This is a genomic window from Nesterenkonia salmonea (assembly GCF_005771525.1).
GTDB classification, from domain to species: Bacteria; Actinomycetota; Actinomycetes; order Actinomycetales; family Micrococcaceae; genus Nesterenkonia; species Nesterenkonia salmonea.
Window position 1 is genome coordinate 38964 of record NZ_VAVZ01000025.1, and the last position, 12018, is coordinate 50981.

12 protein-coding genes are annotated in these 12018 nt (G+C 63.8%); 4 read left to right on the forward strand and 8 right to left on the reverse strand.

Annotated features, from left to right (window positions below):
• Nucleotides 1-143: 143 nt before the first annotated feature.
• Together FEF26_RS09800 and dapA are read right to left on the reverse strand one after the other, a co-directional pair.
• A complete protein-coding gene (locus FEF26_RS09800; RefSeq protein WP_138253370.1) occupies nucleotides 144-1778 on the reverse strand; it encodes a ribonuclease J in 1635 nt (544 codons plus the stop codon).
• A 69-nt stretch (nucleotides 1779-1847) separates the two neighbouring features.
• On the reverse strand, nucleotides 1848-2843 hold the full coding sequence (gene dapA, locus FEF26_RS09805; RefSeq protein WP_138253357.1) for a 4-hydroxy-tetrahydrodipicolinate synthase: 996 nt from the start codon (nucleotides 2841-2843) through the stop codon (nucleotides 1848-1850).
• Between the two features lie 18 nt (nucleotides 2844-2861).
• On the opposite strand from dapA, the gene FEF26_RS09810 reads away from it, so the two are divergent.
• On the forward strand, nucleotides 2862-4091 hold the full coding sequence (locus tag FEF26_RS09810; protein ID WP_138253358.1) for a heparan-alpha-glucosaminide N-acetyltransferase domain-containing protein: 1230 nt from the start codon (nucleotides 2862-2864) through the stop codon (nucleotides 4089-4091).
• Between the two features lie 26 nt (nucleotides 4092-4117).
• Here FEF26_RS09810 and FEF26_RS09815 read toward each other — a convergent pair whose 3' ends face one another.
• From FEF26_RS09815 to FEF26_RS09830, 4 genes are all read right to left on the reverse strand, one after another.
• Nucleotides 4118-4948, reverse strand: coding sequence for an anti-sigma factor (locus FEF26_RS09815; RefSeq protein ID WP_138253359.1), 831 nt, complete (start codon nucleotides 4946-4948; stop codon nucleotides 4118-4120).
• Nucleotides 4941-5423: an RNA polymerase sigma factor gene (locus FEF26_RS09820; protein ID WP_138253360.1), complete on the reverse strand. Its 483-nt coding sequence runs from the start codon at nucleotides 5421-5423 to the stop codon at nucleotides 4941-4943. The genes FEF26_RS09815 and FEF26_RS09820 overlap by 8 nt, the downstream gene beginning before the upstream one ends.
• A 106-nt stretch (nucleotides 5424-5529) precedes the next feature.
• Nucleotides 5530-6234 (reverse strand): class F sortase, encoded by a 705-nt coding sequence (locus FEF26_RS09825; protein WP_138253361.1) that lies wholly within the window; start codon nucleotides 6232-6234, stop codon nucleotides 5530-5532.
• An 8-nt stretch (nucleotides 6235-6242) separates the two neighbouring features.
• Entirely contained in the window at nucleotides 6243-7064 is an 822-nt protein-coding gene (locus FEF26_RS09830) for a DUF4397 domain-containing protein (RefSeq protein WP_138253362.1), read from the reverse strand.
• Nucleotides 7065-7257: 193 nt separating this feature from the next.
• Between FEF26_RS09830 and dapB the strand changes: the two genes are divergently transcribed.
• Both dapB and FEF26_RS09840 read left to right on the forward strand, forming a co-directional pair.
• The gene (dapB, locus tag FEF26_RS09835; RefSeq protein WP_138253363.1) at nucleotides 7258-8019 is read left to right on the forward strand and encodes a 4-hydroxy-tetrahydrodipicolinate reductase; all 762 of its coding nucleotides are present in this window, start codon (nucleotides 7258-7260) and stop codon (nucleotides 8017-8019) included.
• Entirely contained in the window at nucleotides 8016-8456 is a 441-nt protein-coding gene (locus FEF26_RS09840) for a hypothetical protein (RefSeq protein WP_138253364.1), read from the forward strand. Before dapB ends, FEF26_RS09840 begins: the two co-directional genes overlap by 4 nt.
• 200 nt (nucleotides 8457-8656) lie before the next feature.
• On the opposite strand, the gene FEF26_RS09845 is transcribed toward FEF26_RS09840, so the two are convergent.
• Entirely contained in the window at nucleotides 8657-9166 is a 510-nt protein-coding gene (locus tag FEF26_RS09845; protein ID WP_138253365.1) for a MogA/MoaB family molybdenum cofactor biosynthesis protein, read from the reverse strand.
• 16 nt (nucleotides 9167-9182) lie between these two features.
• Nucleotides 9183-10490: a M16 family metallopeptidase gene (locus FEF26_RS09850; RefSeq protein ID WP_138253371.1), complete on the reverse strand. Its 1308-nt coding sequence runs from the start codon at nucleotides 10488-10490 to the stop codon at nucleotides 9183-9185.
• Nucleotides 10491-10652: 162 nt separating this feature from the next.
• Between FEF26_RS09850 and FEF26_RS09855 the strand changes: the two genes are divergently transcribed.
• Nucleotides 10653-11774 (forward strand): CDP-glycerol glycerophosphotransferase family protein, encoded by a 1122-nt coding sequence (locus FEF26_RS09855; RefSeq protein WP_138253366.1) that lies wholly within the window; start codon nucleotides 10653-10655, stop codon nucleotides 11772-11774.
• The last annotated feature ends 244 nt before the right edge of the window (nucleotides 11775-12018 follow it).

Genomic DNA, 12018 nt, shown 5'->3' on the forward strand with positions numbered 1-12018 from the left:
ACGCGCGGCAGCCGGGGTTGGGCCTCTTGGCTGCGTTTTACCCTGGGTTTCCGACATCACACGGCGTGATAACGCGTTGTCATGTCGAAAACCCAGGGTCAAACGGCGGGGACGGCGGGTGCGTAGGCCACGGGGGCGAGTGGCTAGGTTTCGACCACCACGGGAACGATCATCGGCTTCCGGCGCAGCTTGCGGCTGACCCAGGAGCCCAGTGTGCGGCGCACAATCTGCTGCAGCTGGTGCGTGGTGTGTTCCTTATTGCTTTCGATGGCCTCGGTGAGCGCCTCGGCAATCTTCGGCTTGATCTTCTTGAAGACCTCGTCTTCTTCGGCCACACCGCGGGCGTGGATGTCGGGACCGGAGATGATCTTGCCGGTCTGCCGGTTCACCACGGTGATCACGGAGATGAAGCCTTCCTCCCCCAGGGTCCGGCGGTCCTTCAGCTCGGAGTCGGTGATTTCACCGACGCTGGAGCCGTCCACATAGACATAGCCGGCCTCGATCTGACCCACAGTGCGGGCCAGGCCGGCGCGCAGGTCCACTACGGATCCGTCTTCGCACAGCAGTACGTTCTCCCGCGGGACGCCGGACTGCTCGGCCAGTTTGCCGTTGGCGATCAGGTGCCGGTGTTCGCCGTGGACGGGCATCACATTGTTGGGCTTGAGGATGTTGTAGGTGTAGAGCAGTTCCCCGGCGCTTGCGTGGCCGGAGACGTGCACCTTGGCGTTGTCCTTGTGGACCACATCAGCGCCCAAACTCATGAGGCCATTGATCACGCGGTAGACGCCGGTCTCATTGCCGGGAATCAACGACGACGCCAGAATCACCGTGTCACCCTGGCCCACCTGCACCTGGTGGTCGCCGTTGGCCATGCGGGAGAGCGCGGCCATGGGCTCCCCCTGTGAGCCGGTGGACATCAGCACCACTTTGTGGTCGGGGTACTGGTCCACCTTCTTGAGGTCGATCAGGATGTTCTCGGGGATGTCGAGGTAGCCCAGCTGCTTGGCGATCGACATATTGCGCACCATGGAGCGGCCCACGAACGCGACCTTCCTGCCGTGTGCGTCAGCGGCGCGCAGCACCTGCTGGACTCGGTGGATGTGGCTGGAGAAGCTGGCCACGATGACCCGGCGCTGCGCTTTGGAGATGACCTGGTCGATCACCGGCCCGATCTCCTGCTCAGGTGTGGTGAACCCGGGTACGTGCGCGTTGGTGGAGTCCACCAGGTACAGGTCCACACCTTCTTCACCCACACGGGCGAAGTGCCGCAGATCGGTGATGCGCCCGTCCAGAGGGAGCTGGTCCATCTTGAAGTCGCCGGTGTGCATCACGGAGCCGGCCTCGGACCGGATGAAGACCGCCAGGGCGTCGGGGATGGAGTGGTTGACGGCGATGAATTCGCATTCGAACGGGCCGAGCTGCTCGGCATCGCCTTCCCGCACGGTGAGCGTGTACGGGCTGATCCGGTGCTCTTGGAGCTTCGCCTCAATGAGCGCCAGGGTCAGTTTGGACCCGATGAGCGGGATGTCCGCTTTGCGCCGCAGCAGGTAGGGCACAGCTCCAATGTGGTCTTCGTGTCCATGCGTGAGGACCAGTCCCACGACGTCGTCGAGCCGGTCTTCGATGTAGCTGAAGTCCGGCAGGATCAGGTCCACGCCGGGCTGTTCTTCTTCGGGGAAAAGCACACCGCAGTCGACGATCAGCAGTTTCCCGTTGAGCTCGAACACGGTCATGTTCCGCCCGATCTCACCGAGGCCGCCGAGCGGTACGATCCGCATGGTTCCTTGGGAAAGCTTCGGTGGTGTGCGGAGTTTTTCAGGTGTCACAGTTGGGTGGGGCTCCTTATCTCATAGCGTCCAACCTGCTTCTCGCAGGTCGGCAAGGACGAGCTCCTGCTCGGCCTTATTTGCCTGCACCAGGGGCAGGCGAACGTCTGTGTTGATGGGGAAGCCCAGCCAGTTCAGCACCAGCTTGGAGGATACCGCGCCTTGGACCCGGGTCATCAGGGCACGGATGACCGGTCCCAGCTCCGAGTGGGCGATGCGGGCTTCCTTCAGGTCGTAGTTCAGGACGGCGTCGACCATACGCCGGAAGCTGGGTGCCGCCACATGCGAGGTGACAGACACCACGCCGGCCGCGCCCATGGCCATCCAGGCGAGCACGTTCTGGTCATCGCCTGAGTAGACTTCCAGGTCGGTCTTGGTCAGCACCTCAGTGGTGGCGGTGATGTCATTCTTCGCGTCCTTGAGGCTCATGATGTGCGGGTGTTCGGCGAGCTTCAGGATGGTCTCGGTGGCGATCGGGATGCCGGTGCGGCCCGGGATGTCGTAGATCATCAGCGGCAGGTCAGCGGCTCCGGCCACGGCACGGTAGTGCGCGAGCACCCCGTCCTGGGAGGGCTTGTTGTAGTAGGGGGTGACAACCAGCTGGCCGTCGGCCCCGGCGCGTTCTGCTTTGGAGGCCATCTCCAGGTCATGCGAGGTGTGGTTGGTGGAGGTGCCGGCGATGATCTTGGCCCTGTCGCCGACCGCTGATTTGGCGGCGCGCACCAGATCCGCCTTCTCATAGTCCTCCAGTGTGGAGGTCTCACCGGTTGTCCCGGAGACTACGAGGGAATCGTTGCCCTCATCGACAAGCTTCACGGCGAGCGCCTCGAAGGCTTTGAAATCCACCCTGTCGTCTTTGGTGAACGGCGTGACCATGGCGGTGATGAGGTGACCGAAGTGCGGGTCAGTCTGGTCGGGGTGCTGGACCTCACCCTTGGCCAGGTAGGGGTCGAACTCGTGGCCGGTGGCGCTGCCGTGGTCCTGCGGCGCGCCGTCAGAGGCGAACTCGGAAGTCATAGGCATTAGCCTACCTGTGTGACCTCCCCTTCATCTGCATCCCGTTCCAGCTCAGCTCGCGGCGAGCGCCTCTGGGGGGTGGATGCCGCCCGTGGGCTGGCCCTGCTGGGAATGATGACGGTCCACGTGGTGCCCACCACGGATCCGGGCACCGGCGACGCCACCTGGGCGGGCCTGCTGTTTTCGGGCAGGTCGGCGGCTCTCTTCGCTGTTTTGGCCGGCGTGGGCCTAGCTCTGCTGACCGGGGGTGCCGGCAAAGCTGGTGCGGCCGGTGAGCACTCCAATGCGCGGGTTGCCTGGTACCGGAAGGTCATTGCCGTCCGAGCGGCGGTGATTATCGGGATCGGGCTGTTCGTGTCTCTGCTGGATGCCGGGGTGGCGGTGATCCTGGTCCACTATGGTGTGCTGTTCCTGTTGGCGCTGCCGTTCCTCAGGATGGGCGCGAAGGCCCTGATGGTGTGGGCTGCCGGGTGGGTGGCGGCGTCGCCGGTGCTGTTTTGGTGGTTGCAGAATATGCTGCGGCCCAGTCCGGCCGAGCCCCCGGAGCGCCTGTGGCATTCACCGATGATCTTCGACCTTGCCCAGCCTGGGCTGTTGGGGCTGGATCTGTTCGTCACCGGGTACTACCCGCTGATTCTGTGGCCGGCGTACCTGTTCACCGGGATGGCGCTGGGCCGGTTGGCGCTGGGGAGAACGACAACGCAGTGGCGGCTTCTGCTGGTGGGCACCGTTGGCGCTGTACTCACCTACGCGGTGGGTTGGTGGGTGGAGGCGCAATCGCAGGTGCTGGATAGGATGCGTCCATATACCGGAAGCGACGACGCCCTTCAGGGTTCGCTGGAGACGGGCGACCATTTCCTGCCACTGGTGACGGACCCTGTGTGGTTCCTGCTCCCCATGCCGCACCAGGGCAGCCATATGGACCTGCTGCACACCATCAGCTGTGCGGTGGCGGTGCTGGGCCTGATGCTCATTCTGGTGCGCTGGCTGAAGTGGGCACTGGCGCCTCTGGTGGGGGCCGGGGCGATGCCGCTGAGCCTGTACGTGGGACATCTGATCATCCTGGGGACGTTGTGGCGCGTCGACGGCGCCCCACTTGCGCAGGTGGAGGATTCGGTCCTGCTGCTGTGGCTGGTGGTGGCTGCCCTGGCTGCCGGAGCGCTGAAGGTGTTGCTGCGGCGTCGTGGTCCGTTGGAGGCGCTGACTCATGGGGCCGGTATCGCCCTTGCCGGACAGAAGCCGCGGTAGCGCGCTAGCTAGTCGGACTGCTCCAGTTAGTCGGACTGCTCCATGGCGCCGGCTGCGAGGGTGACGCCTCCGTGGCCTGGGTCTCCGTCGAAGTGTTCGTGGGAGACGTCAACTACCGGGTACTCCCCCAAGTCAATACCGGTGGGCACTTCGATGGTGGTGGTGCCGGGGCTGACAGCTCCCAGAGAGTGGAGTCGGCTGGCGTCCTCATCCCGGAGCCAGAGCTCAAAGTACCCTTCGGTGGCTTCTGGCGCGCTGGTGATTTCCACGGTGATTTCCATCGTGCCCTGTTCGGTTTCCACCATGGAAGCTTCACCGCTGAATTCGTCGGCGGCTACTGGTTCTAGGGTTGCTTCGCCGATGACTGTGGTGGTGGCCACTGGCGGTGGTTCTTCTTCATCCTCCAGACCCAGGAGCACCCCTGCCACGGCGGCACCGCCGATGAGCAGTCCGGCGGCGGCTGCGGCCATTGGCACCCACCAGCGCACTGTCTTGCGGGATGGCAGGTAGTGCACGGTGGAGGCTGAGTCCGCTGCGCGCTCAACGCCCGGTTCGGCCCCGGCCTCGTCTGGTGAGGAGTCGGCGTCGAGTTCGGCGGCGATCCGATCCCAGAGTTCCGGCGGCGGCTCTTCAAGGTCTACCGGGTTTTGCAGAGCCCGCAGGACTCGGGTGTTGGCGTCGAGCGCCTCGCGGCAGGCGGTGCAGAAGATGAGGTGCTCGGCATGGCCGGCATGGGTGACGGACTGCTCGCCTGCGGTTTCACCGAGGATGGCGGCGTAGGCGAGGTCCGCGAGGATCTCATCCGAAAGGTGCCGTTCGGCTGCTGAGCCGTGACCGGTGGGGAATTCCTCAGTCATTGTGCACCTCCAAACGTTCTCTCATGCGGGCTAATCCACGGTGGACGTGGGATTTTACGGTACCCAGCGGCATCTCGAGACGCTCGGCAATGGTCTTCAGCGGTAGGTCATGGGTATAGGCGAGCCGCAGGATCTCATCCTGGGGTGGGCCAAGCTGCCCGAGTGTCTGCTGAACAACGACTCGGTCGACGACGACGTCGGTGGGTTGGGACACTTCATCCCGGTCGAGGGCGTGGGCGCCTGCTTCGGCGCTCTGCCGCTGCCGGTCACGCGCTGCCAAGGTATCAGCGATTACTCGCCGGGTGATACCGGTCAGCCACGCGCCAGTGGGGCGGGTCACATCATAGGTCTCGCGGGATCGCCACGCCCTGGTGAAAACCTGCTGGGTGGCATCTTCAGCGTCCTGCCGGTGCCGTAGTGAAGCCATGCACAGGGAGAAAACCAGTTGCGCGTGACGCTGATATACCTCATGCATCGCTGCGGGCTCACCAGATGCGAATCGCGTCGCCAGAGACTGCGTGTCCAGGGTTCCTCCTTTGGCCTACGATCGGGGAGGGTCGAATACCTCGGAAGAATCCGAACTAGTCTGCGGGCGTGGCGGTGACGATGATGTTGTCATTGTAGCTGCTCCGATCTGGATTCCATTGACCTCCGCAGGTGATGAGCACCAGGAAGTGCTCCCCGTCGCGGGCGAAGTAGGGGGTGAAGTCCAGGTCATCTTTGTCCTGCTGCTCCACTTCGGTCACCTCGTAGAGGAATTCCTCTCCGGATTCGTCCTCCACGGTGATCTCCTCCCCCGGTTGCGCCTCGTGCAGGAGGTAGAGGGGTCCTACTGGGGTGTGAGTCGACCCGGCGTGGGCGGCGATCACGGTAGTTCCGGTGTCGTCAGCGGGAGCTCGTCCGTACTGATACCAGGCGGCTTCGGCGGCGTCGTCGGGAATGTCCATCTGTCCGTCGTCCGACACGCCGTGGGCGAGGACAGGAATCTCGGCGTCGATCCCGGGGTAGACGACCCGGACCGGTGCTGGAGCCTTCTCGGTGCTTCCGAGTTCGGCGGATTGGACCGGCACGGCACCGGAGATCGATGCCGTGCCGGCCTGTGGGGAAGGCCCGGGGGTTTGGGAAGCAGGGGGATCTTCTGACCCCCGGGAGTCGTTGACCGCTGACTCTAGAGGTTGGGAAGCAGTGCCCTGACCGCCGGCGGCACACCCTGAGAGAGTCAGGGCGGCCACCAGCAGCACAGGGACACTTCTACGGAAGCCTCGTGTGGGGTGACAGCGGTCCATAGTCACCTTTAGGCGCGGCTCTTTGCCCGGACGCCGACGGCGGCTGCGCCGACGCCAAGCAGGGCCAGGATGCCCAGGCCGGCGGCCCAGGCAGCGGGTGAGCTCTGCTGGGTGACCTGGAAGTTGCCGGCTGGAACACCGTCGGGAGCGGAGTGCATGCCGTCAACAACCTGGGTTGCCAGATCAAGGTTGCCGTCCTCAGCGGAGCCCCAGGCGTAAACGATCGTGGTGGCGCCCTCTGCAACATCTACGTCAGCGGGGCCGAGCACGGGGTCGCTTTCACCTGCCAGGGAGACTGCCGCCTCTACGGTGCTTGCGGGCACCTCGAGGGAAGCCTCATCTGGGTTGGCAAGGGATTCAACGGCAACTTCGCCGTTGGCCCAGATGTCCACCTCAGGTGCTGCAGCGATGTGCCGGACGGTCAGTCGGCCGTCTCCTGCGCTGAGCTCGGAGGTGTCGTTGACGAACGGGGTCACTGTGGGCTCACCTGATGCGTCCAGGTGGGCGGCGGCGGTGTAGTCCATGCCACCGTCTAGCGAGACGCTCACCGGGCCGAGGACCGGGTCGGAGTCATCTTCGGCGTCTGCAGCGGTGATGGCGATTTCGTACTCGCCGGCCGGCAGTTCAAGTGGGCCAGCTAGATCACCCGGGTTGAAGTCATCCAAGGTGAGCTCGCCGTCCACGTAGACGTCGACCGGGAGATCCGGTACAGCGTGGAGTACGGACAGGTGTGCGCCTTCTTCGTGGTTATCGGCGAAGGCGGGTGCTGCTGAGCCTGCAAGTACCAGACCGAGTCCGGCCGTTGCGGCGAGGGAAAGTGACTTACGCATGATCGCGGCCTTTCATAATGCCCATGGGCTTTTTTGTTATGCTCACACATGTTGTGCTCACACCAGGACTACTGGCCGTGGTGAGAAAAGGTTGCACTGGTGCGAAGATTCTTTTTTTCGCCCTGGTAGCGAGCGCCTAGTGGTGCGTTGTGCGGTGTGGTCGCACTGGTCTGCGGAACGTAGGCTGGAGGTCATGAGTGCGCACACAATTCGAGTCGCGGTGCTGGGCGCCGGCGGCCGTATGGGTTCTGAAGCAGTGAAAGCGGTGGAGTCCGCCGAGGATATGGAGCTGGTCGCGGCCTTGGGGCGAAGCGATTCGTTCCAGCAGGCTATTGATTCCGGTGCCACGCATGTGGTGGACCTGACGGTGCCTGATGCCACGGTGGACAACGTGCACGGCGCAGTGGCGAACGGCCTTCATTCTGTGGTGGGCACTACCGGTTGGGACGCTAGCCGTTTAGAGGCGCTGCGTGGACTGCTGGAAGAGCACCCGGAGGCGGGTGTCCTGATTGCCCCGAACTTCGCTTTGGGTTCAGTGTTGGCTTCAGCCTTCGCAGCGAAGGCCGCGCAGTACTTTGAGTCAGCGGAGATCGTGGAGCTGCATCACCCGAATAAGGTGGATGCGCCTTCCGGCACGGCGGTGCGCACTGCTGAACTGATGGCAGGTGCGCGGCAGGCTGCGGGTGTGGGCCCTTCGCCTGATGCGACGCAGCAGGAGGTGGAGGGTGCCCGTGGTGCGGATATCGACGGCATCCGGGTCCATTCGGTGCGACTTCGCGGACTGGTCGCTCACCAGGAAGTGCTGCTGGGGTCGGCCGGTGAGCAGCTCACGTTCCGGCACGATTCCTTCGACCGAGCCAGCTTCATGCCTGGTGTCCTGCTGGGGCTGCGCACCGTGGCGCAGCGCCCCGGCCTGACCCACGGCCTGGACGGCTACTTGGATTTGGGCCTGTGAAGAACAAAATTTGGACGTGGATCATGATCGTCCTGGTGTTGATTATCATGACCGGGGCGGCTACGTCAGCTATCCGCTTCCTCATGGTCGACGACGTGGTGGCGCGTCTGCTCGGCGCCGGCACCCTGGTGATCGTGGCCATGGGCGTCTGGTTCCTGTGGCATGCGATCTACTTTGGTGTGCGCACCGAGCAGCTGGGGAAGATCCTTGATTCTGAGGACGCGCTTCCGGAGGACACTGTGGAACGCTCCCCCGCTGGGCGGCCGAATCGCGCTCAGGCGGACGAGCAGTTCGCGCGGTTCAAAGCGGAAGCGGAGGCTGACCCTGAGGATTGGCGGGTGTGGTACCGGTTGGCTTATGCCTATGACATCGCTGGTGACCGCTCCCGAGCCCGGAAGATCATGAAGCGGGCCATCGACATGCACCGCCAGCGGTAGCCTGACCGTTCAGCAGTGGTGTGCTGCGCTTGACTGGGAGTCACGGTAGGACAACTCGCCACCATGTCTGAGATTCCCATCGGATGTGCCGGAAAACCTCAATTTCGCGGTCTGTACGCGCGAACTGATGGGACAACTGCCCACCGGTAAGAAACGTCCTACCGAGTGTTGCGTTCGCAGCCGATCAGGGCCAATGGTGATCAGCCCCAGTGGTGTGAGTCGCGGATGTCGGCGACCTGGTCACACAGGTGCGGCAGCAGTTCCACGAGAACTTCCATGCCGTCCCGCACGGCCTTGGGCGAACCGGGCAGGTTGATGATGACGGTGGCGTCTTTGACCCCGGCGACTCCGCGGCTGAGCGATGCCAGCGGGTTCTTGGTGCGGCCATGGTTGCGGATAGCTTCCATCACCCCGGGGATCTCTTTGTCCAGCATGGGTTTGGTGTATTCCGGGGTGAGGTCATCTGGTGTGAGACCGGTGCCCCCGGAGGTGATGATGACGGCGGGACCGACTTGAACGATCAGCTCTGAGAGCGCGGCCAATACGCCTTCCCCGTCTGGGATGACCACCGGTGGGCGGCAGATGAATCCGATCTGCTCGGCGTACTCGGCGATGACCGCGGTGGACTGGTCTTCGCGCTCTCCGGTGGCGGCGCGTGTGGAGACGATCACCGGTGCGATTACTCGAGCGCTTGGATCGTAGTCAGTCATACGCCCACCCTACGCCTCAGACAGGCTCTGGCGCGACGATGGTCGTGGCCCGGGGGCTCTGGGCCAGACGGGACGCGACACGTTGAACGTCTTGAACCGTGACTGAGTCGACCTCATCGAGGGTCTCTGAGATGTCCACGAATTCGCCGCGCACCAGTTCTGCCCGGCCGAGCCGATTCATCCGGGAGGAGGTCTCCTCCATGCCGAGCACGGTGGCCCCGCGCAACTGGCCTTTGGCGCGGGCTAACTCATCGGCGCTGACAGGCTCAGTGGCCATGCGTTGGAGTTGATCCTCCAGCACGCCAACCACCTGGTCCACTTTGCTGGGCAGGCACCCGGCGTAGAGCCCGTAGTACCCGGCGTCGGTGTAGGCGGCGGAGAATGAGTAGGTGGCGTAGGCCAGGCCGCGCTTTTCCCGCACTTCTTGGAACAGGCGGGAGGACATGCCCCCGCCGAGGACTGCGTGGAGCAGGCTGAGCGCGAACCTGTCGGGGTCGGAGGCTGACATGCCGCGGCCGCCGAGGATCACCTGGGATTGCTCCACTGGTTTGGTGAAGCGTTCGGTGCCTGCGCGGACGGGGATCTGTTCCTGCCTGGCGGTGCGCAGCGGTTCCGGCTGCGCGGGGGTGAAGGTGTCCCACCGGGAGTCTTGAAGTGCTTGGGCAACGAGGCGGCAGACGGCGTCGTGCTCAAGTCCTCCTGCGGCGGTGATGACGAGCTCCTGCGGGCGGTACCAGCGGTGGTAGTGGTCGACGACGTCGTCGCGGACGGCGGCCTCAATGGCGGCCTTGGTTCCGCCGATGGGCCGGCCTAGCGGGTGGCCGTCCAGGACTTGTTCAGCGAAGCGTTCCTGGACTACATCGGCGGGGTCGTCCTCATCCATGGCGAGCTCTTCGAGGATCACGCCGCGTTCGACTTCCAGTTCGGCGGGGTCGATCACTGCGGAGGTGACCATATCGGTGAGTACATCCACGGCCATGGGCAGGTCGGTATCTAGCACGCGAGCGTAGTAGCAGGTGGATTCTTTTCCGGTGGCGGCGTTGGAGTCCCCACCGACGGCGTCGAATGCTGAGGCGATGTCCAGGGCGGAGCGTTTGGCGGTGCCTTTGAAGAGCAGGTGCTCCAGGAAGTGGGTGGAGCCGTGCTGGTGGTCGGCCTCGTGCCGGGAGCCGACGCCTATCCAGTAGCCGATGGTGGCTGAGCGGACCCCGGGCATTTCTTCGGTGAGTACGCGCACTCCGCAGGGCAGTACGCTGCGCCGGACGGTGGTTCCGGTGTCGCTGTTGAGGATGCCCTCTGTGTCTGGGGTAATGGTGACTCGCATAGCCGGATACGCTACCGGATCTTGCTGATCAGGCAGGAAATGTCCCAGGTCACCCAGGAATTCGTGAGGGTGCGTTAGGGTAGCGGTGATATTCAATGCGCCCGCCATGATGGAAGGATCTGGGTCCTGGAGAAGCGAATCCTGACCACTCCGTTAGGCATCATGGTCTCTACTGCGCGCAGTATCTACGCGCTGATGAAGCTGTTGCCGGTTCAGCGCAAAGTGGTCCTTATTACCCGCGAGCCCCGTCAGATCACGGTGGACTTCAGGTTGCTGAAGGAGTCGATCCGCCGCAAGCATCCGGGGCACCGGATTGTGGTGATCAAGCACCGGAAGCTTTCGGCGTCGTATATTCCTAAGGCTTTCCGGGAGATGTATCACCTGGCCACCTGTTCGGGTTGTCTGGTGGATGGGTACATCATCCCGGTGAGCATTCTCAATCATCGCAAGGGGCTGCGGATCGGCCAGATCTGGCACGCTCTGGGGGCGATCAAGAAGTTCGGGCATCTGGCCTCGGGCACCCGTGAAGGACCAGACCCTCGAGTGGCTGCGACCATGCGGATGCACCAGAATTACACGTTCGCAAGCGCCTCCGGGCAGGTTCCGGCCTCGGTCTATACGGCGGCGTTCGGGGTTCCCGCTGAGCGCGTGCTGCCGCTCGGCATGCCGAGGGTCGACTATCTGCTGGACCAGGAGACGCTGGCCGCGCGGCGGGAGCAGATTCTGACCAGGTATCCGCGGCTGCGGCAGACCGCGGAGTCGGGAGGGCGGATTGTGCTCTACATCCCCACTTTCCGGCGCGGCAAGCACATCCCCTACACGCAGGTGGCTGCAGCTTTCGCTGAGTACGACGCCGCCAATACCTTGGTGCTGCTGCCTCATCCGATCGACAAATCGCCTCTACCCAATGGTGGGCGCACCATCATTGGCACTGATGTGGGGGTGCTGGCTTGGCTGGCCGTTGCTGATGTGGTGATCACGGACTATTCAGCCGTTACTTATGAGGCGACTTTGCGGAACATTCCGCTGGTTTTCTGGCCCTATGACATTGCTGACTACACCGAGGCGCGTGGCCTGGCTGTGGATTATGAGGCTGAGGTTCCTGGGCCCATTGTGCACTCCGCAGCGGAGGCGGTGGAGACGGCGCTGAGCATTGGCCCGCCGGATTACCGTGAGTTCCGGTCCACGCATCTGAACTTTGTGACGGAGAAGGACGGTTCTCTTCCGCTGGAACCTCCGGCCTGTGCGGACAGGATTATTGATGCCCTGGAGCTGGAGGAGTAGGGCATTTGCCGGTGAGTATTCACTGCACATCTCACCTCTCATCGAGCAGGCGCGACTACGGCGGGTGGGTGTCGGTGATGATGTGGTCGGGGTCTGTGGTGGCCCCGGTTGGGGTTCGGCTTCCCTGGCGGGGACTTCGCCGGTGGGGACGTCTCTGGTACCGCCCGCTGAGGTTTCGGTGGGGGTGTCTGTTTGTCTTCTGGTGGTGGGTTGAGGTGGCCGTGGGATTTCATCCGGTGATGCC

What these genes read in the sequence shown, in the direction of transcription:
- FEF26_RS09800 (WP_138253370.1), bottom strand. Translation starts at nt 1,778, where the DNA reads ATGCGGATCGTACCGCTCGGCGGCCTCGGTGAGATCGGGCGGAACATG.
- dapA (WP_138253357.1), bottom strand. Translation starts at nt 2,843, where the DNA reads ATGACTTCCGAGTTCGCCTCTGACGGCGCGCCGCAGGACCACGGCAGC.
- FEF26_RS09815 (WP_138253359.1), bottom strand. Translation starts at nt 4,948, where the DNA reads ATGACTGAGGAATTCCCCACCGGTCACGGCTCAGCAGCCGAACGGCAC.
- FEF26_RS09820 (WP_138253360.1), bottom strand. Translation starts at nt 5,423, where the DNA reads ATGCATGAGGTATATCAGCGTCACGCGCAACTGGTTTTCTCCCTGTGC.
- FEF26_RS09825 (WP_138253361.1), bottom strand. Translation starts at nt 6,234, where the DNA reads ATGGACCGCTGTCACCCCACACGAGGCTTCCGTAGAAGTGTCCCTGTG.
- FEF26_RS09830 (WP_138253362.1), bottom strand. Translation starts at nt 7,064, where the DNA reads ATGCGTAAGTCACTTTCCCTCGCCGCAACGGCCGGACTCGGTCTGGTA.
- dapB (WP_138253363.1), top strand. Translation starts at nt 7,258, where the DNA reads ATGAGTGCGCACACAATTCGAGTCGCGGTGCTGGGCGCCGGCGGCCGT.
- FEF26_RS09845 (WP_138253365.1), bottom strand. Translation starts at nt 9,166, where the DNA reads ATGACTGACTACGATCCAAGCGCTCGAGTAATCGCACCGGTGATCGTC.
- FEF26_RS09850 (WP_138253371.1), bottom strand. Translation starts at nt 10,490, where the DNA reads ATGCGAGTCACCATTACCCCAGACACAGAGGGCATCCTCAACAGCGAC.
- FEF26_RS09855 (WP_138253366.1), top strand. Translation starts at nt 10,653, where the DNA reads ATGGTCTCTACTGCGCGCAGTATCTACGCGCTGATGAAGCTGTTGCCG.